The sequence below is a fragment of the Actinoplanes nipponensis genome, from assembly GCF_016862275.1.
GTDB classification, from domain to species: Bacteria; Actinomycetota; Actinomycetes; order Mycobacteriales; family Micromonosporaceae; genus Actinoplanes; species Actinoplanes nipponensis.
On sequence record NZ_BOMQ01000097.1, the window covers coordinates 17689 to 35151 of the forward strand.

The following is a 17463-nucleotide window of genomic DNA, read 5'->3' on the forward strand; positions in this document are numbered from 1 at the left end:
GCCGTCACCTGGGTATACCCGGGCAATGTCGGAGCTGCTGGTAGGAGATCTGTACCGTTTCCAGGACCTGCTGGACGCCGAGGAGGCCGCCGTCGCCGAACGGGTCCGCGCCTTCCTGGCCGCCGAGGTCGTCCCGATCGCGAACGACCACTGGGCCCGCGCCGAGTTCCCGTTCGCCCTGATCAAGGGCTTCGCCGACCTGGGCCTGGCCGGGCGCAAGCGCTCGAACCTGCTCTCCGGCTGGCTGGCGATGGAGATGGCGCACGCGGACGCCTCGATGGCCACCTTCTTCGGTGTGCACGCCGGGCTGGCGATGGGCAGCATCGAGACCTGCGGCTCGCCCGAGCAGCGGGAGCGCTGGCTGCCCGCGATGGCCGGCTTCGAGCAGATCGGCGCCTTCGCGCTGACCGAGCCGACCGGTGGCTCGGACGTGGCCGCGGGCCTGCGCACCACGGCCCGCCGCGACGGCGACCACTGGGTGCTCAACGGCCAGAAGCGGTGGATCGGCAACGCCACCTTCGCCGACCTGACCGTGGTGTGGGCCCGCGACCTCGCCGACAACCAGGTGAAGGGCTTCGTGGTCGGCAAGGACACGCCCGGCTTCACCGCCACCAAGATCGAGAACAAGATCGCCCTGCGGATCGTGCAGAACGCCGACATCACGCTCACCGACTGCGTGGTCCCGGAGGCCGACCGGCTGCAGGAGGCGCACACCTTCAAGGACACCGCCAAGATCCTGCGGCAGACCCGCAGCGGGGTGGCCTGGCAGGCGGTCGGGGTCATGCTGGCGGCGTACGAGATCGCTCTGGCCTACGCCAAGGAGCGCGAGCAGTTCGGCCGCCCGATCGGCTCGTTCCAGCTGGTCCAGGACCTGCTGGTGCGCATGCTGGGCAACGTGACCTCGTCGCTGGGCCTGGTGGTGCGGCTGACCCAGCTGCAGGACGCGGGCGAGTTCCGCGACGAGCACTCGGCGCTGGCCAAGGCGTACACCACGACCCGGATGCGCGAGGTGGTCGGCTGGGCCCGGGAGATCCTGGCCGGCAACGGCATCGTGCTGGACTACGACATCGGCCGGTTCGTGGCCGACGCCGAGGCGCTGTACTCGTACGAGGGCACCCGCGAGATCAACACGATGATCGTGGGGCGGGCGGTGACCGGGCTCAGCGCGTTCGTCTAGGGTCCTCGGCGTGACGGACGCAGCGGCCGGGCCCCCGCGGGCCACGGCTTCCCAGGAGCACTTCATCGGCCTCTACCTGGCCAAGACCGACCCCTGGGACAACGCCACGAGCTGGCACAACCGGCGCAAGTACGCGGTCACCCTGGCCAGCCTGCCGCGCGAGCGGTACCGCAGCGCGTACGAGCCGGGCTGCTCGATCGGCATGCTGACCCGTGGGCTCGCCGCGCGGTGCGACGAGGTCCTGGCCGTCGACTGCGTGGCCGAGGCCGTCGGCACGGCCCGGGCGGAGCTCCGGGACCTCTCCCACGTACGGGTGGAAACCGCGATGCTGCCCGCGGACCTGCCGGCGGCCACCTTCGACCTGATCGTGATCGGTGACCTGCTCTACTACCTGTCCGCCGCCGACCTGGAGGAGCTGCTGGACGGGCTGGTCCAGCGGCTGGAGCCGGGCGGCGACCTCGTGGCGGTGCACTTCCGCGACCGGCTGACCGGCGGCACCTACGACGGGGCGGCGGTGCACGAGGCGCTCGCCGGCCGGCCCGGGCTGGCGCGGGTGATCCAGCACGAGGACGAGTGGTTCCGGCTGGACGTCCTGCGCCGGGACGCCGGCGAGTAGGGCACGCCGCGGGCCGGCCGGTGGCCGACTATCGGCGGCTCGGCGTGAGGACCCGGTCGGCGCCGGGGGTACGGGCCGGGTCCCGGCGGCGGGCCAGCAGCGCGTCGAGCGACCACCGGCCGGCGCCGAACACCGCGATCGTGACGAAGGCCCAGGCGTAGAGCGCCGGGGTGACCCCGCCGTTCTGGATGGGCAGCACGCCCTCCGGCTGGTGGACGACGAAGTAGGCGTAGGCCATCGAGCCGGACGCCAGCAGCGCCGCGGGCCGGGTGACCAGGCCGACCATGACCAGGGCGCCGCAGACCAGCTGGATCACGCCGGCGTACCAGCCGGGCCAGGTGCCCGCCTCGATGGCGTGGCCCGATCCGCGGTTGCCGCCGAGGACGCCGAAGACGGAGGCCAGCCCGTGGCAGAGGAACAGCAGGCCCACCACGATGCGGAACAGCGCCCACACCGGGGCCTCGAAGCGTTGCAGGGACATGGGGTCTCCTTCGCGGGAGAGGGGAGGTGCTTGCAGACTAGGGAGCCCCGGGTCGGAAGGCAATGAAGCCCGTCAATATCTGGGAGCGCTCCCATCCTGCGGGACGCGGCCGGCCCGGGCCGCGCCCCCGCGGCAGCGCGGGCGACGGCGGCTCACCTCACGGGCGGGTCCGGCTGGGCCGGGTGAGGATCTCGGCGCCGTCGCCGGTGATGGCGATCGTGTGCTCGCTGTGCGCCGTCCGGCAGCCGGTCGCGCTGCGCAGGGTCCAGCCGTCGGCATCGGTCACGAGCCGGTCGGTGTCGGCCATGACCCAGGGTTCCAGGGCCAGCAGCAGCCCGGGGCGCAGCCGGTAGCCCCGGCCGGGACGGCCCGTGTTGGAGATGTGGGGGTCCTGATGCATGGTCGATCCGACGCCGTGGCCGCCGAACTCCGTGTTGATCGAGTAGCCGGCCGCGCTGAGGACCGCGCCGATGGCATGCGAGAGGTCGCCGATGCGGGCGCCCGGCCCGGCCGCGGCGATCCCGGCGCTCAGGGCGCGCTCGGTCGCGTCGATCAGGGCCAGGCTCTCCGGGGGCCGGGCGTCGCCCACCACGAAGCTGATGGCCGAGTCCGCGACGATCCCGCCGAGGGAGACGGCCAGGTCGAGGGAGAGCAGGTCGCCGTCGGCGAGCGCGTAGTCGTGCGGCAGCCCGTGCAGCACGGCGTCGTTCACCGAGGTGCAGATGTAGTGGCCGAACGGGCCGCGGCCGAAGGACGGCTCGTAGTCGACGTAGCAGGACAGCGCGCCGGCCTCGACGATCATGGTGGCGGCCCACCGGTCGATGTCCAGCAGGTTCGTACCCACCGCGCAGCGGCTCCTGAGCGCCTGCAGGATGTCGGCGACCAGGACGCCCGTCTCCTTGGCCCGGGGCAGGTCGGTGAGCTCCAAGATCTCGATCATGCGGCGCCTTTCCAGCGTCCAATAACTATCCCGGCCATATTATCCCGGTACTAGAATCGGGATCATGGTCAGGTTGCCGCTCAGTCCCGCCGAGGTCGAACGCGGGCAGCGCCTCGGCGCCCTCCTGCGGCTGGCCCGGGGAGAGCGCTCGATGCTGGAGACCGCGCTGCACGCCGGCGTCTCCCCGGAGACCCTCCGCAAGATCGAGACGGGCCGCGTGGCCACCCCGGCCTTCCCCACCATCGCGGCGATCGCCCAGGTCCTCGGCCTCTCCCTGGACGCGGTGTGGTCGGAGATCAACCGGCCGGAGGGCGGGACCGCCCTGGCCGGACCGGGTCCCCGCGCGGGCGAGCGGCTGGCCTCGTGAGGCGCCGCTAGTCGACGACGGTGACCACCGTGCCGTGCGGGATGTGCTTCAGCAGCATCCGTTGCGCGGCCCGGGGCAGGCGTACGCACCCGTTGGAGGCGCTGCGACCGAAGGCGTCGGAGCGGTACCAGGCGTGGATCCCGGTGTGGGCGGTCCGCAGGCCGGCCGGCAGCGACTGCCGGTCGTCGGGCACCGTGCTCAGCGCCAGGGCGTCCAGCCCGCCGTAGATCGCGCCGCTGGTGGGCGTGCGGCCGAGCACGAAGCCGCGGCCCAGCGGGGTGGGTGTCGCGGCCGTACCGGTGCTGACCGACCAGACCGCCCGCCGTACGCCGTCGCGGCGCCAGGTCAGCCGGTGGGCCCGGCGCTGCACGATGAGATGGTCCCGCAGCGGGCGGGACGACCAGCCCTTCGGCGGCAGCCAGCCGATCCGCCGGTTGGCCGTGGGCAGCAGCACCGCCACCCAGCCGGCGCGGCGGGCGGCGATCGGCAGCACCAGCGGCATGCCGCTGATCTCGGGCGTGAGCCGGGCGCGCGGGCGGCCGCCGGGCGCGTCGTAGACCGGGATCGAGCGGGCCGGGTGCAGGCCCTCGGTCAGCGCCGTGCGGGACGACGCCTGCGGGTCGGCCGGGAACCCGCGGGGCGCCGTCCAGTAGTCGATCACCGGCAGGCCGGGCGGGGCGGGCGCCGCGGACAGGGTCGGGGCCGGGACGCGCGGGGCGGCGGCGCTGGGCGGCGGCGCCGGGGCCGCCCGCGGCGCGGGCCGCTGACCGCCGGCGCCGCTCAGGAATCCGGCGCCGGCGGCGACGCAGGCGGCCAGGCCGATCAACCCCGCCCGGGTACGGGTGACGCGCAGGGCTCGGACCACCCGCCCACCGTATGCGGGCCGGCCGCCCGGCCACCGGCACCACGCGCCCGTCCACCGGAACGGAGGAATCTCGGCCGAACCGCCCCGCGCCCCGTAACCCGGGCACGGTAAACGGATCGCCCACCGCGCCGGAGCCGCCTAGCATCGGCCACCATGAACCTGAGCCGGGAGCCCGGCGCCTCGCGGGCGGTGGTCCCGGCCGGCGCCGCCCCTTCGATCGACGCCGCGACGCCGGGCCGGCACCGGCCCGGCGTCGCGGCGTCCGCCTGGCCCTGGCCGGGGGATGACGCGGAGGTCCGCGCGCCGTTCCGGGCGACCGGTGCCGGCCGGGGCGATTGGCGGGCTGGCATCGGCCCGGGTAGCTGGCGGGCTGGCATCGGCCCGGGTGGCTGGCGGGCCGATATCGGCCCGGGTGGCTGGCGGGCTGGCATCGGCCCGGGTGGCTGGCGGGCCGGTCTCGGAACGGGCGATTGGCGGGCTGGTTCCGGCCTGGGCGATTGGCGGGCTGGTTCCGGCCCGGGAGGCCGGCGGGTCGGGCCGGACGGTGGGCCTTGGGCGCCGGGCACGCGGGAGCGCGGCGAAACGCGCCGGCCGGCCGGCTCCCGCGCCCGCCGGGCGGCGCACCGTGCCCTCTGCAGCGGCTGCGGGCAGCGCTTCCCCGGCCGGCGGATCCTGGACCGGGTGGCCGCCGGGGAGGCGGACCCCCGGTGCCCGGCCTGCGGCGGGATCCTCAAGCTGGCGGTGGTGCTGTTCGGCGGGCGCCCGGACCCGGGTACGGCCGGACTGGCCGGGCGTCTCGCGGCGCACGACGGCGTGTTGCTGGTGGCCGGCAGCTCGCTGCTCGTCGAGCCGGTGGCCTCGCGCCGCGGCCGCGGGCCCGCAGGGCCGGGTGAGACCGACCATCGCACGGGACCCCGCGCCGTCCGGCGGTCCCGGGGCCGCGGCGATCCGCGGGCCGAGGGGGGTCGCGGTGGTCCGCGGGCCGATCGCGGCCGGGGCGGTGGGCACCTGCGGGCCGCCGGGCGCCGCCTGATCCCGTGCGACCGGCGCGCTTTCCGGCGTCGCGGGGCTCGCTGATGTCGTGCGGCCGGCCGTAAGGCCCGCCGTGCGGCCGGCGCGTCTTCCGGCGTCGCGGGGCTCGCTGATGCCGGCTGGCAGCCGATGAGCACGCCACGGGCCCGGCGTGCGCCGACGGACGCGGGACGATGGCGGCCATGAGACTGCGGGACACCTACGACACGGTCGCGCGCGCCTACGACGCCCAGCTCGCCGGCGAACTCGACCACAAACCCCTCGACCGGGCCCTGCTGACGGCGTTCCTGGAGCTCGCCGGGCCCGGCCCGGTCGCCGACGTCGGCTGCGGCCCCGGGCACGTCACCCGCTTCCTGGCCGCACGGCACCCGGACGTGGTGGGCGTGGACCTCTCCCCGGAGATGATCGCCATCGCCCGGGAACGCGCCCCCGGCCTGTCGTTCACCGTCGCGTCGATGCTGGAGCTGCCGGTCGCGGACGGCGCCTGGGCCGGTGCGGTCGCCCTCTACTCGATCATTCACCTGAGCCCGCCGGAGCGCGCCGCCGCCTTCGCGGAGCTGGCCCGGGTGCTGCGCGACGGCGGGCGGCTGCTGGTGTCGTTCCACGTCGACGGTCCCGACGCCGCGGCCGGTGACACCACCCACCTGGGCACCTGGTTCGGCGCGGAGGTCGACGTCGACGTGCACTTCCTCGACCCGGCCGCGGTCGGCGCCGACCTGCGGGCGGCCGGCTTCCGGATCGAGTCCACGCTGGTGCGCGACCCGCTGGACCCGGCGGAGTTCCCCAGCCACCGGGCGTATCTGCTGGCCCGCCGCGGCGGTTGACCGGTGCCCGCCGACGCCGGTGATTCACCCGTGGACCGCGGTCCCTAGCACCACTCGATCCGGCCTGGGGCGACCATTCCTGAATTCCGGCCGAACGGCCGATGTCGGATAACGGCAGCCCTTTGTTGAGACGTTCATCGGTCGCGCAATGACGTGGAATGTAACGTCGGGAAAAGCAAGGTACCACAATTCCTCTGCTTTTTCCGTCAACGTTTCATCAGGAGTGGTCATGCTGCGCACCAGTACCGTCGCGACCGCCATGCTGGCGGTTCTCGCCCTGCCCGGGACGGCCCTCGCCGGGCCGTCGCACCCGGTCTCGCCACCCGACCAGATGATGATCATCGACGTGGTCAACGCCAACGGCTCCGGCTGTCCGGCCGGCACCGCCGCCATCACGGTGTCGCCGGACAACACGGCTTTCACTGTCACCTACAGCGAATACACGGCCCAGGTGGGCCCCGAGGCCGCGGTGCTGGACTTCCGCAAGAACTGCCAGCTCGCGCTCGACATCAAGGTGCCGTCGGGCTTCACCTTCGCGATCGCCAGCGCCAACTACCGCGGATACGCCCGGCTGGCGTCCGGCGCCCGGGGACTCGAGGCGGCCAACTACTACTTCCAGGGCCATTCCCAGACGACCCGGCTGCGGCACGACTTCTGGGGACCGATGGACAGCGACTGGCAGACCACCGACACCGTGGGAATTGCGTCACTGAGCTTCCTGCCCTGCGGTGAGCGGCGCTATCTCAACATCAACACGGAATTGCGGGTCAACGGCGGATCGTCGCGCCCCAGGAACACGAGCATCATGTCGATGGATTCCACCGACGCCGCCATCAACACCGTCTACCGGGTCGCCTGGCGGCATTGTTGAGCACCGGGGGACCCCGGTCCCCGTGGCCGCATGGTCACGTCGAGCTGAGCGCCGTGCGCACGTCCGTCCAGTTCCGCAGCGCGGCCCGGACATCCGCCCGGGTCTCGTCGCGGACGGCCCGCTCGTGCGCCCGCGCCAGCACGTCGTCGATCGGCACCGGGCGGCCCCGCGCGGCCGAGTCCACCGCGGCCTCCACCATGGCCAGGCTCAGCACGTTGCCGTGCACCTCGCCCATCGGCGTCACCCCGCTCTCCAGCGCCTCCGCGAACGCCCGCAGCGCCGCCCCGATGCCGGAGCGTTGCCCGTCCGGCGGGTCGACGGCCGGGCCGGTGGGCTCGTGGTCGCCGTCCCACCGGGCCGTGCCGTGTTGCGCGCTGACCCGCCACTCGCCGTTCCATGACGTCTCCGCGCCGGGGCTGCACCAGCTGCCGTGGTAGACGTAGCGGGCGCCGCCGGTCATCTCGAACACCGCGGCGGCGCAGGCGTCGCCGGCGTACCAGCTCCAGGGCGGGTTCCAGGTCTGGCAGGAGACCGTCACCGGGTCGGCGTCCAGCAGGTACCGGGCGGCGTCGAACGCGTGGATCGCCATGTCCACCAGCAGCGGCTGCGCCATCTCCTCCCGGAAGCCGCCGAAGCGCGGCGCCCGGTGGAAGTCGGTGCCGACCGCGCCGACCGGGCCCAGCGCCGCCGCCATCGCCCGCAGCGTGGCCAGCTGCGGATTCCACCGCCGGGACTGGCTCACCATGAACAGCCGGCCGCTCACCTCGGCCGCCGCCACCAGCGACAGCGCCCGGGCCAGGGTGTCGGCGACCGGCTTCTCGCCCAGCACCGACATCCCGGCGAACAGGGCGGTGGTGGTGACGGCGTGGTGGGCCACCGGCACGGTCACGTCGATCACGGCGTCCGCCGCCGTCTCGGCCCCCAGGACGGCGACGTCGGCGCCGGCCGGCAGCCCCGCCGCCGCCCGCCGGGCCGCGGCCGGGTCCAGGTCCACCACCCCGGCCAGCTCGACGCCGGGGTCGGCGTGGATCGCGGCGAGCCAGGCCCGGCCCATCGCGCCGGCGCCGGCCAGCAGCACGCGGATCATGCGGTCGGCCCCTGGTACGAGCGGCCGGTGAAGAACTCCCCGGTGTCGTAGCGCAGCAGCTCGGGCAGCACCCGCTCGGGCCGGTCGCTGCGCGCCCAGCGCACCCCGTTGGCGATCACCCGGCGGATGTCGCGGTGGTGGTAGACCGGGTAGTCCTGGTCGCCGGGCTTGAAGTAGAAGATCCGGCCGTGCCCGCGGCGCCACGTGCAGCCGCTGCGGAACACCTCGCCGCCGCTGAACGAGCTGATGAAGACCAGCTCGTCCGGGGGTGGCACGTCGAAGTGCTCGCCGTACATCTCGTCCTCGGCGACGACGATGGGGTGCGGCACGCCCTGGGCGATGGGGTGGGTCGGGTCGACCGTCCAGATCAGCTCCCGGTCGTGCTCGTTGCGCCAGCGCAGCGTGCAGGTCGTACCCATCAGCCGGGTGAAGATCTTGGACCAGTGCCCGGAGTGCAGCACCACCAGGCCCATGCCGGAGAGCACGTGCCGGTGCACCCGGTCGACCACCTCGTCGGCCACCTCGCCGTGCGCGGCGTGTCCCCACCAGGTCAGCACGTCGGTCGCGGCCAGCACCGGCTCGCTCAGCCCGTGCCCGGGCTCGTCCAGGGTGGCGGTGCGGACCACGGCGGCGTCCCCGAGGTGTTCGCGGATGCCGGCCGCGATGGTCTCGTGCATGCCCTCGGGGTAGAGCCCGGCGACGTGTTCCTCGGTCTGCTCGTGGCGGTTCTCGCCCCATACGGTCACGCGGATCGGGTCCATGCGGCGTCCTCCTCCTTCGGGGCCGACCCGGGTCGGCCGTCGGGCGCTGGTCCGCGGGTGCGGGGAGCGCGTCAGCCGGACCGGGTGGTCCGCGCGGGGTGCGGCGTGGGGCGATCAGCGCGACGGGCGCCGGGGCCGGCCCGTCGCGGTCGAGCAGCCGGAACAGCGCGCGCATGGTCCGTCGGGACACCCCCCGCGGCTCCGGCGAGACGTTGGTGACCGGCGGGTTCGTGGTCCACGGCCGGCCGTCCGGCCCGGGCGGAGTCGAGATCGACGCGGGGCGGGCCGTGCGGGTCGGCCGGCACGCCGATCGGGATCACCGGTACGGCCGGCCCGGCCGCCACCGGGATCCGGGCGTCGTGCGTCTCGATGTCCGTCAGCACGATCGCGTCGCACCGCGAACGCGCGGGGCGGCGGCCGCTCAGCACGTACGAGGCCGGGCTCTGCGGGACGTCCGCGAGCCGGGCCACGTCCCGGCGCGTGACCACCTGCCCGTGACCACGCCGGCCTCCCGTCGTCGATACGTATCGACTGGCGGGCCGAGCCTAACCGGGCCCGGGCGGGTGGTTCAAGGCGGTCAGCCGCCGGACCGCACGCCGCCGCCCGCCCGCTTGGCCTCGTACATCGCCGCGTCCGCGGCCCGCATCAGGGTCGGCAGGTCGCCGCCGTGCTCGCCGAGCAGGGCGACGCCGATGCTGGCGCCCACCCGGACCTCGCGCTGGTCGATGTCGTAGGGCTCGGCCAGCCGCGCGTGCAGCCGCCCGGCCGCGGCCAGCGCCGAGTCCCGGTCCGGATCGCCGGTCAGCAGCACGGCGAACTCGTCCCCGCCCAGCCGGGCGACCAGGTCCCGCCCGCGCAGCCCGGCTTCCAGGCGCAGCCCGACCGCCTGCAGCAGGGCGTCGCCGGCGTGGTGCCCGACGGTGTCGTTGACCCGCTTGAAGCCGTCCAGGTCGAGCAGCAGCAGGGCCAGCCGGCCGCCGGTGGTGCGGGCGTTCCGGACCTCCTGCTCGGCCCGGTCCCGCAGGTGGGTGCGGTTCGGCAGCCCGGTCAGCGGGTCGTGGTAGGCCTGCCGGGTCAGCTGCGCCACGTGTTGCTGCTCGGCCTGGCGCAGCCGGGCGCTGTCGACGATCAGCGCGCCCTCCATCGCGACCTGCCGGGCCAGCGCGTGGTCGCGCCCGGTCCAGCGGCGCGGGCCGCCGGCGTCGCCGCACATGACCATGCCGACCGGCCCGGCCGCCGACATCAGCGGCATCGCCACGAACGAGCGCAGCCGCATCGTCTGCACGAAGCCGCCGGGGCGCACGTCGGCCCGCGCGACGTCGTCGACGAGCATCGGCGCGCCGTCGCCGCGCTCGGCGACGGCCCGCCAGATCGGTGATTCCGCGGCCAGCCGCCCGGTGAGGTTGCGGACCAGGTCGTCGGTGATCCGCTCGGTGAGGCCGACGCCGGCGGCGTAGCAGATCCGCCCGTCCGGGCCGATCAGGTGCACGGCGGCGCGCTCGGTGCGGAACGCCTCGCCGGTGGCCCGGGCCAGCAGCCGGCCGGCCTCCTCGACGGTGGCGGCGGCGGTGCCCTGCTCGAACAGCGCGCGGATGGTGGCGTTGGTGTGCGCGACGTGCTGGTGGTCCTGCTCGGCGGCGAGCGCCTGGAGCGTGGCGGCCAGGTGCAGCCCGATCGTGGCCGCCACCTCGGGACGCAACGCGGCGATGGTGTCGCCGGTGAGGACCAGCACGCCCAGGGTCCGCCCGCCGATGCGCAGGCGCAGCGCCGTACGGTCGCCGTCGCGCACCGGGGGCGCGCCCGCCGCGACCCGGAAGACCTGCCCGGCCAGCTCGATGTCGCGGGGGCCGGGGTCGCCGCGGGTGGCCTCCGGGGCCAGGCTGCCGTCGTCCGGGTCGAGCGTGAAGACCGAGGCGGCGCGCATGCCGCAGGGCCCGCCGAGCCGCCCGGCGATGATGTCGAGCACGTGCGCCACCGAGGGGATGTCGCGGGTCATCACGGCGGTCAGATCGTTGTGCACCAGGGCCTGGTCGTCGCCGGGCAACGGGTGCCCGACCGGTGGCGCCCCAGCACCCACGGTACGCACAGCGTTGCTCAAAGTCACAGCTGACTGGATCGGCAGTGATCCGGCCCGCTTGAGGATCCGGCGATGTCCGCCGACGGGACAGCACGGATTACCGTGCAGCCAGCGGGGTGTGCCGGGGACCGGAACGATCGAAGGGAAGTGCGGCATGAGGGTGTGCGTCGTCGGAACCGGCTACGTGGGTCTCACCACCGGTGTCAGCCTGGCCTTTCTCGGTCACGACGTCACCTGCGTGGACCTCGACCAGGCCAAGGTCGACCTGCTCAGCGGGGGCCGCTCGCCGATCTACGAGCCGCACATGGACGCGCTGCTGGCCGACTCGGCCGACCGGATCTCCTTCACCACCGACTACCGGGCGGCGGTGCCCGGGGCGGACGTGGTGTTCATCGCCGTGCAGACCCCCTCGCTGCCCGACGGCAACCCGGACCTGCAGTACCTGCGGTCGGCCGCGGAGAGCGTCGGGCGGCACATCGACGGCGAGTTCACCGTCGTGATCAACAAGTCGACCGTGCCGATCGGCAGCAGCAACTGGGTCGACTCGATCCTGCGCGAGTCCTTCGAGCGCACCCACGAGCGGCGCAGCGACGGCGAGTTCTCGGTCGCCTCGAACCCGGAGTTCCTGCGCCAGGGCGCGGCGATCCAGGACACGCTCTACCCGGACCGGATCGTGGTGGGCTCGGACAACCCGCGCAGCCTGGACGTGCTCAACCGGCTGTACCGGGTGATCCTCAACCAGACGTTCACGCCGCCGACGTACCTGCCGCGCCCGGCGGAGCTCGGCGCGGTGCCGATGGTCTCCACCGACCTGGCCTCCGCCGAGCTGATCAAGTACGCCGCCAACGCCTTCCTGGCCCTCAAGATCAGCTTCGCCAACGAGATCGGCCAGCTCGCCGGCCGGGTCGGCGCGGACATCTCCCAGGTCACCCGGGGGATCGGCCTGGACACCCGGATCGGGCCGCGGTTCCTGCAGCCGGGCATCGGCTGGGGCGGCTCCTGCTTCGGCAAGGACACCGCCGCGCTGATCGCCACCGGCGCCGAGTACCACCACGAGATGCCGATCGTCACCGCCGCGCGCGAGGTCAACCAGTTGCAGCGCCGGCTGGTCGTGGACCGGCTGCTGGGCGAGCTGCGCATCCTCAAGGGCCGCAAGATCGGGCTGCTCGGGCTGGCGTTCAAGCCGAACACCGACGACATGCGCGACGCCCCGGCCCTGGACATCGCGCGGATGCTGCTCGACCGGGGCGCCCGGATCCGGGTGCACGACCCGGTCGCGGCCGAGCGGTTCCGCCTCGAGCAGCCCGACCTGGCGCCGTACCTGGCCGGCGAGGTCGAGGAGGTCTTCGACGACAGCGACGCGGTGGTGCTGGTCACCGAGTGGTCGGCGTACCTGGACCTGGACTGGGCCAAGCTCGCCGCGCTGATGCGCACCCCGGTGGTGCTGGACGGCCGGCACTGCCTGGACCCGGAGCGCCTGGCCAAGCTGGGCTACCGCTACCTGTCGGTCACCGGCGGCTGACGGTCAGGGCAGCGCGGCCCGCCAGGCCTCGACCAGCGCCGGGTCCACCGGGGCGTCCCAGCGGCCGTCCGGGCGCACCGCGCTGCCGGTGTGGAACGCGTCCACCCCGGCGGCCGCCAGCGCCGGCACGTGCCGGCGCCGCAGCCCGCCGCCGGCCAGCACCCGTGGCCCCGACCCGGCCTCGGCCGCGAGCGTGGCCAGGCCCTCCTGCACGGTGGCCGGTCCGCCGGCGGTGAGCACGCAGTCCAGCCCGGGCAGCCCGGCCAGGGTCCGGCGGGCGGCGGCGCGGTCCGCGGCGTGATCGAGCGCGCGGTGGAACGTCCACGGGCAGCCCTCGATCGCCGGGAGCACCGCCTCGACGGCGGCCACGTCGACCGCGGCCCGCGCGTCGAGAAAACCCAGGACGAACTCGTCGGCGCCGGCCGCGCGCAGGCCGGCCGCCGCCTCGGCCAGGGCGCCGGGGTCGCTCAGCGCGTACCCGTCGGCGGCGCGCAGCATGACCCGGACCGGGATGCCGACCGCCTCCCTCACCGCCGAGAAGGTCGCGACCGACGGGGTGAGGCCCTGGCGCCGCATGTCGGCGACCAGTTCGACCCGGTCGGCGCCGCCGTCGCGCGCCGCCCGCGCGTCCGCCGCGTCCAGGGCGATCACTTCCAAGATCGATCGGGGCACCGCGGCATCGTCGCACATTAGTCCCCGGCGCCGGTGCGAGCGGGCCGAACCATCGAGGTTCTTCCATCGAGACCTTGACGGGATCTGAGCAGTCTTGTTCAACTGTGTTTGCACCTGGTGGACCGTTGAGCGCTCTCCGTGTCGTCCGAACGTCGCGGCCGAGTGCGGACCGGTGCTGCCCGCGTTCTTTCCCACCGAGAGGACCCCAGCGCATGACCACACCCCGGACAGCCCGGCGGGCCGTCACCGCCGTCGCGGTCGCCCTGCTCGCCATCGGCACGGCCGGCGCCGCCGGCGTCGCGCCCGCCGCGGCGGCCGAACCGCAGTGGCACAAGGGCATCCCGCCGCTCGCCACCCCCTGGACCGCCCAGGTCGGCCCGCGGAACGCCCTGCCCGAATACCCCCGCCCGCAGCTGGTCCGTGGCCGGTGGCAGAACCTCAACGGCGTCTGGGAGTTCGGCCGGGCCGCGGTGGATCAGGCCCCGCCGGTCGGGCAGCCGCTGGGCGAGCGGGTGCTGGTGCCGTACCCGATCGAGTCCGCCCTGTCCGGCATCCAGCGCCACGAGGACCGGATGTTCTACCGCCGCGCCTTCACCGTGCCGGCCGGCTGGCGGGTCGGGTCGGGGCAGCGGCTGATGCTGCACTTCGGCGCGGTCGACTACGACGCCAAGGTGTGGGTGAACGGCACCCGGGTGGCGACCCACCGGGGCGGTTACGACGGCTTTGACATCGATGTCACCGACGCGCTGCGGGGCACCGGGCCGCAGGAGCTGATCGTCTGGGCCGAGGACCTCACCGACGCCACCGGCCAGCCCATCGGCAAGCAGCGCCGGGTCTCCGACCGGGGGATCTTCTACCAGGGCAGCTCCGGCATCTGGCGCACGGTGTGGATGGAGCCGGTCGCCGACTCCAGCATCACCGGGCTGGTCACGACCCCGGACCTGGCCGCCTCGGCGCTGCGGCTCACCGCCGAGACCGTACGGGGCGACGGGCTGACCGTGCGCGCCGTGGCCAAGGCGGGCGGCCGGGTGGTCGGCACGGTCACCGGCGCCGCGGGTACGGAGCTCGTCGTGCCCGTGCCCCGGGCCGAGCTGTGGTCCCCGGACCACCCCTACCTGTACGACCTCGAGGTCACCCTGCTGCGCGGGCGCACCGCCGTGGACACCGTCACCTCGTACTTCGGCATGCGGGAGATCGGGAAGAAGCCGGGCGCGGACGGCAAGCTGCGGATCGCCCTCAACGGCAAGATCCTGTTCAACCTGGCCACCCTGGACCAGGGTTTCTGGCCCGACGGCCTGAACACCGCGCCCACCGACGCCGGGCTGAAGTTCGACCTCCAGCAGCACAAGGACATGGGCTTCAACGCGGTCCGCAAGCACATCAAGGTCGAGCCCGACCGCTGGTACTACTGGGCCGACAAGCTCGGCCTGCTGGTCTGGCAGGACATGCCGGCCGCCAACACCGGGCCGATCCCCGAGGCGTGGCGCGCCCAGTTCGAGGCCGAGCTGCACGAGCTGGTCCGTGAGCACCGCAGCTGGACCTCGATCGTCGCCTGGGTGCCGTTCAACGAGGGCTGGGGCGAGTGGGACCGGGAGGCCACCGGCCGCATCGCCGACGACGTCCGGAAGCAGGACCCGAGCCGGCTGGTCAACGCGCACAGCGGGGTCAACTGCTGCAACTCCCACGGTGACTCCGGCCGGGGCGACGTCATCGACCACCACCAGTACCTCGGCCCGGCCTCGCCCGCGCCGGACGCGACCCGGGTGTCGATCGACGGCGAGCACGGCGGCTTCGGGCTCCGGACGTCCAACCACATGTGGTTCGGCGACGGCCAGGCGTACGAGATGGAGCCGGACTCCGCCACGCTGACCCGCAAGTACGTGGAGAACCAGCGGGCGGTCATCACCTCGGCGCGGTCCTGCGGCATCAGCGCGGCGATCTACACCCAGATCACCGACGTCGAGGGGGAGCTCAACGGCTTCTGGACGTACGACCGGCAGGTGGCCAAGATGGACCTGCGGCAGGTGCGGGCGGTCAACCGGGAGATCATCGCCCGGGCCGACGGCAGCGCGGGCAACGTACCGCAGCCGGGCCCGGGCACGCCGGGGCTGACCGGCGTCGCGTTCTACCCGCTGGACGGCACGGCCGAGGACGCCGCCGGCGACCACGACGCCACCCTGGTCGGCGGCCCCGGCTACGTCGACGCGCACCGCGGGCAGGGTGTGGCGCTGAACGGATCCGGCCAGTTCATCGACACCGGGGCGCCGGTGCTGAACACCGCGTCGGACTACACCGCCTCGGCCTGGGTCCGGCTCGACAAGGCCGATGGCGCGTTCCAGACGATCGTCAGCCAGGACGGCGCGAGCGTCAGCGACTTCTTCCTGCAGTACTCCGGGGCCGACCAGCGCTTCGCGATGAGCTTCGCGGGCGTGCGGGCGCTGGGCCCGGCCAAGCCCGAGACCGGCCGCTGGTACCACCTGACCGGCGTGCGCGACAGCGTGCGTGGTGAGCTGCGGCTCTACGTCGACGGAGAGCTCGCCGGCCGAACCGGCGCGTGCCTGCCGCAGGCGGCGCCGACCGGCAACACCGTGATCGGCCGCGGCCGGTACGGCGGCAACCCGGTCGACTACCTGGACGGCGCCGTCGACCAGGTCCACCTCTACGACCGGGCGCTGTCCGCCACGGAAATCAAGGACCTGTACGCCTCGGGCCAGTGACGGGGGAGCGGCGGGCCCGCGCCGGGGCCCGCCGCGCCCTCACCGGTTCCAGGGATCGGCGGGCCGGCAGTCCGGGCCGGGATCGCCGTAGATGACCGTGCCGGCCGGGTCGGTGTAGCAGTGCGGGAACTGCTCCCCGTACGCGAAGAGCCGCCGCCGGTCGATCTCCCGGCCCGCGGCGTCGTAGCTGACCAGCTCGGCGTCCTCGCCCACGTCGTCGGTGCGCGAGATCAGCCCGAACGCGCCGTCGCGCAGCCGGGCCGTCGTGGTCCGCCCGTTGCCGTGCTCCAGCACCAGGCGGGCCACCCGGGCGCTCACCCGCCCCAGCACCGACACCGAGCCGCCGTCGGCCTCCGTCGACGACAGGCTCAGGCGCTGGACCGGCCCCGGCAGCCACCCGCGGTGCGGCCAGGCCTCGCCGCCGACGCCGCCCGACGACAGCCGGCCGTGGTCCAGGGACGCCTCGCAGCCCAGGTACCCGGCGCGGTTGAGGAACAGCACCTGGATCCAGCGTCCCCGCCGGGCCGCGATGGCGACGTCGGCGAGCGAGACCGGGACGAACTGCGGGTCCGGCGCGCCGCCCGGGCCGTTGGGGCGCGCCCATTCCAGGCAGCGCTGCGCGGCCCCGCGCAGCGACCCGTCCAGCTCGCCGGGACCCATCGCCAGGATCTGGGTGCTGTCCTCGCGGCGTACCTCGACGCTCACGGCGACCGCCGCGAGCAGCGTGAGCACCGCCGCGGCGGCGACCAGCAGCCGCCGCGGCACCCGCGGGCGCGACCCGCGCGCCGCCGCCAGCACCTCCGCGCGCATGCGGGCCGCCCGTCCCGGCGGCAGGTCCCGCTCGGCGGGCGGCATCGTCAGGGGGTTCATCGGTCCTCCTCCTCCGCGTCGGGGCCGAGCAGCGCGGCGAGCCGGGCGCGGGCCCGGCTCACCCGGGACCGGACCGCCACCTCGGTGACGCCCAGCGCCGCGGCGGCCTCGGCGTAGCCGACGCCGGACCACAGGCACAGCGCGACGGCCTCGCGTTCGGCCCGCGGCAGCCGCCGCACGGCGGCGAGGATCCGGCCCATCGCGCGTTCGTCGTCGAGCCGCCCGGCGACGTCGTCGGCCGGGTCGGGGCCGCGCTCGGCGGGCAGCCGGCCGAGCAGGGCCCGGCGCCGGCGGGCGGAGCGCCATTCGGTACGCGCGTGGTTGCCGGCCACCACCAGCAGCCACGGCAACGCGGTCCCGTGCGCCAGCCGGGCCGTGCCGCGCCGGCGCCAGGCCACCAGGAACGTCGCCTGGGTGATGTCCTCGGCCACGCTCCACGAGCCGCAGAGCCGGAAGGCGTGGTTGTAGACGGCCCGGGAGTGCCGGTCGAAGAGCGTGCCGAAGGCGGCCTCGTCGCCGGCGGCGACCGCGGCCCAGAGCTCCTGGTCGGTCGGCTCGGTCTGCGTCATCACACCCCGCTGTGT

General features: G+C 74.6%; 17 protein-coding genes. 8 read left to right on the forward strand and 9 right to left on the reverse strand.

The window, feature by feature from the left end; translation table 11 throughout:
• Positions 1-25: 25 nt before the first annotated feature.
• Both Ani05nite_RS38590 and Ani05nite_RS38595 read left to right on the forward strand, forming a co-directional pair.
• Positions 26-1177: an acyl-CoA dehydrogenase family protein gene (locus Ani05nite_RS38590; RefSeq protein WP_239131054.1), complete on the forward strand. Its 1152-nt coding sequence runs from the start codon at positions 26-28 to the stop codon at positions 1175-1177.
• 10 nt (positions 1178-1187) lie between these two features.
• Complete coding sequence (locus Ani05nite_RS38595) at positions 1188-1793, forward strand: class I SAM-dependent methyltransferase (RefSeq protein ID WP_203776761.1); 606 nt, start codon at positions 1188-1190, stop codon at positions 1791-1793.
• A gap of 28 nt (positions 1794-1821) precedes the next feature.
• On the opposite strand, the gene Ani05nite_RS38600 is transcribed toward Ani05nite_RS38595, so the two are convergent.
• The gene (locus tag Ani05nite_RS38600) at positions 1822-2274 is read right to left on the reverse strand and encodes a DoxX family protein (protein WP_203776762.1); all 453 of its coding nucleotides are present in this window, start codon (positions 2272-2274) and stop codon (positions 1822-1824) included.
• A 157-nt stretch (positions 2275-2431) separates the two neighbouring features.
• Positions 2432-3214, reverse strand: a complete 783-nt coding sequence (gene map, locus Ani05nite_RS38605; RefSeq protein WP_203776763.1) for a type I methionyl aminopeptidase — start codon at positions 3212-3214, stop codon at positions 2432-2434.
• A 64-nt stretch (positions 3215-3278) separates the two neighbouring features.
• On the opposite strand from map, the gene Ani05nite_RS38610 reads away from it, so the two are divergent.
• Positions 3279-3581 (forward strand): helix-turn-helix transcriptional regulator, encoded by a 303-nt coding sequence (locus Ani05nite_RS38610; protein ID WP_203776764.1) that lies wholly within the window; start codon positions 3279-3281, stop codon positions 3579-3581.
• Between the two features lie 7 nt (positions 3582-3588).
• Here the strand turns inward: Ani05nite_RS38610 and Ani05nite_RS38615 are convergent, their stop codons facing one another.
• Positions 3589-4446, reverse strand: a complete 858-nt coding sequence (locus Ani05nite_RS38615; protein ID WP_239131056.1) for a L,D-transpeptidase — start codon at positions 4444-4446, stop codon at positions 3589-3591.
• A gap of 153 nt (positions 4447-4599) precedes the next feature.
• On the opposite strand from Ani05nite_RS38615, the gene Ani05nite_RS42310 reads away from it, so the two are divergent.
• The 3 genes from Ani05nite_RS42310 to Ani05nite_RS38630 all read left to right on the forward strand — a co-directional run bounded on the left by Ani05nite_RS42310 (position 4600) and on the right by Ani05nite_RS38630 (position 7173).
• Positions 4600-5523: a Sir2 family NAD-dependent protein deacetylase gene (locus Ani05nite_RS42310; protein WP_203776765.1), complete on the forward strand. Its 924-nt coding sequence runs from the start codon at positions 4600-4602 to the stop codon at positions 5521-5523.
• 137 nt (positions 5524-5660) lie between these two features.
• Positions 5661-6302, forward strand: a complete 642-nt coding sequence (locus Ani05nite_RS38625) for a class I SAM-dependent methyltransferase (protein WP_203776766.1) — start codon at positions 5661-5663, stop codon at positions 6300-6302.
• A gap of 229 nt (positions 6303-6531) precedes the next feature.
• Positions 6532-7173, forward strand: coding sequence for a DUF4360 domain-containing protein (locus Ani05nite_RS38630; protein WP_377882780.1), 642 nt, complete (start codon positions 6532-6534; stop codon positions 7171-7173).
• 34 nt (positions 7174-7207) lie between these two features.
• On the opposite strand, the gene Ani05nite_RS38635 is transcribed toward Ani05nite_RS38630, so the two are convergent.
• From Ani05nite_RS38635 to Ani05nite_RS38645, 3 genes are all read right to left on the reverse strand, one after another.
• Positions 7208-8260: a Gfo/Idh/MocA family protein gene (locus Ani05nite_RS38635; RefSeq protein WP_203776767.1), complete on the reverse strand. Its 1053-nt coding sequence runs from the start codon at positions 8258-8260 to the stop codon at positions 7208-7210.
• Complete coding sequence (locus Ani05nite_RS38640) at positions 8257-9021, reverse strand: ThuA domain-containing protein (protein ID WP_203776769.1); 765 nt, start codon at positions 9019-9021, stop codon at positions 8257-8259. Before Ani05nite_RS38640 ends, Ani05nite_RS38635 begins: the two co-directional genes overlap by 4 nt.
• Before the next feature lie 577 nt (positions 9022-9598).
• Positions 9599-11125 (reverse strand): diguanylate cyclase domain-containing protein, encoded by a 1527-nt coding sequence (locus tag Ani05nite_RS38645; RefSeq protein ID WP_377882777.1) that lies wholly within the window; start codon positions 11123-11125, stop codon positions 9599-9601.
• 127 nt (positions 11126-11252) lie between these two features.
• On the opposite strand from Ani05nite_RS38645, the gene Ani05nite_RS38650 reads away from it, so the two are divergent.
• A complete protein-coding gene (locus tag Ani05nite_RS38650) occupies positions 11253-12620 on the forward strand; it encodes a UDP-glucose dehydrogenase family protein (protein ID WP_203776771.1) in 1368 nt (455 codons plus the stop codon).
• Positions 12621-12623: 3 nt separating this feature from the next.
• Here the strand turns inward: Ani05nite_RS38650 and Ani05nite_RS38655 are convergent, their stop codons facing one another.
• Positions 12624-13292, reverse strand: coding sequence for a copper homeostasis protein CutC (locus Ani05nite_RS38655; protein WP_239131058.1), 669 nt, complete (start codon positions 13290-13292; stop codon positions 12624-12626).
• A 212-nt stretch (positions 13293-13504) separates the two neighbouring features.
• Between Ani05nite_RS38655 and Ani05nite_RS38660 the strand changes: the two genes are divergently transcribed.
• Positions 13505-16009 carry a LamG-like jellyroll fold domain-containing protein gene (locus Ani05nite_RS38660; RefSeq protein WP_203776775.1) on the forward strand — a complete coding sequence of 835 codons (2505 nt, stop codon included), beginning with the start codon at positions 13505-13507 and terminating at the stop codon, positions 16007-16009.
• Positions 16010-16048: 39 nt separating this feature from the next.
• On the opposite strand, the gene Ani05nite_RS38665 is transcribed toward Ani05nite_RS38660, so the two are convergent.
• Positions 16049-16879 carry a hypothetical protein gene (locus Ani05nite_RS38665; RefSeq protein ID WP_203776777.1) on the reverse strand — a complete coding sequence of 277 codons (831 nt, stop codon included), beginning with the start codon at positions 16877-16879 and terminating at the stop codon, positions 16049-16051.
• On the reverse strand, positions 16876-17448 hold the full coding sequence (locus Ani05nite_RS38670) for an RNA polymerase sigma factor (RefSeq protein ID WP_239131059.1): 573 nt from the start codon (positions 17446-17448) through the stop codon (positions 16876-16878). The genes Ani05nite_RS38665 and Ani05nite_RS38670 overlap by 4 nt, the downstream gene beginning before the upstream one ends.
• Positions 17449-17463 lie beyond the last annotated feature (15 nt).

Coding starts and splice junctions, on each gene's coding strand:
- Ani05nite_RS38590 (WP_239131054.1), top strand. CDS start 26: ATGTCGGAGCTGCTGGTAGGAGATCTGTACCGTTTCCAGGACCTGCTG.
- Ani05nite_RS38600 (WP_203776762.1), bottom strand. CDS start 2,274: ATGTCCCTGCAACGCTTCGAGGCCCCGGTGTGGGCGCTGTTCCGCATC.
- map (WP_203776763.1), bottom strand. CDS start 3,214: ATGATCGAGATCTTGGAGCTCACCGACCTGCCCCGGGCCAAGGAGACG.
- Ani05nite_RS38610 (WP_203776764.1), top strand. CDS start 3,279: ATGGTCAGGTTGCCGCTCAGTCCCGCCGAGGTCGAACGCGGGCAGCGC.
- Ani05nite_RS42310 (WP_203776765.1), top strand. CDS start 4,600: ATGAACCTGAGCCGGGAGCCCGGCGCCTCGCGGGCGGTGGTCCCGGCC.
- Ani05nite_RS38625 (WP_203776766.1), top strand. CDS start 5,661: ATGAGACTGCGGGACACCTACGACACGGTCGCGCGCGCCTACGACGCC.
- Ani05nite_RS38630 (WP_377882780.1), top strand. CDS start 6,532: ATGCTGCGCACCAGTACCGTCGCGACCGCCATGCTGGCGGTTCTCGCC.
- Ani05nite_RS38635 (WP_203776767.1), bottom strand. CDS start 8,260: ATGATCCGCGTGCTGCTGGCCGGCGCCGGCGCGATGGGCCGGGCCTGG.
- Ani05nite_RS38640 (WP_203776769.1), bottom strand. CDS start 9,021: ATGGACCCGATCCGCGTGACCGTATGGGGCGAGAACCGCCACGAGCAG.
- Ani05nite_RS38650 (WP_203776771.1), top strand. CDS start 11,253: ATGAGGGTGTGCGTCGTCGGAACCGGCTACGTGGGTCTCACCACCGGT.
- Ani05nite_RS38660 (WP_203776775.1), top strand. CDS start 13,505: ATGACCACACCCCGGACAGCCCGGCGGGCCGTCACCGCCGTCGCGGTC.
- Ani05nite_RS38665 (WP_203776777.1), bottom strand. CDS start 16,879: ATGAACCCCCTGACGATGCCGCCCGCCGAGCGGGACCTGCCGCCGGGA.
- Ani05nite_RS38670 (WP_239131059.1), bottom strand. CDS start 17,448: ATGACGCAGACCGAGCCGACCGACCAGGAGCTCTGGGCCGCGGTCGCC.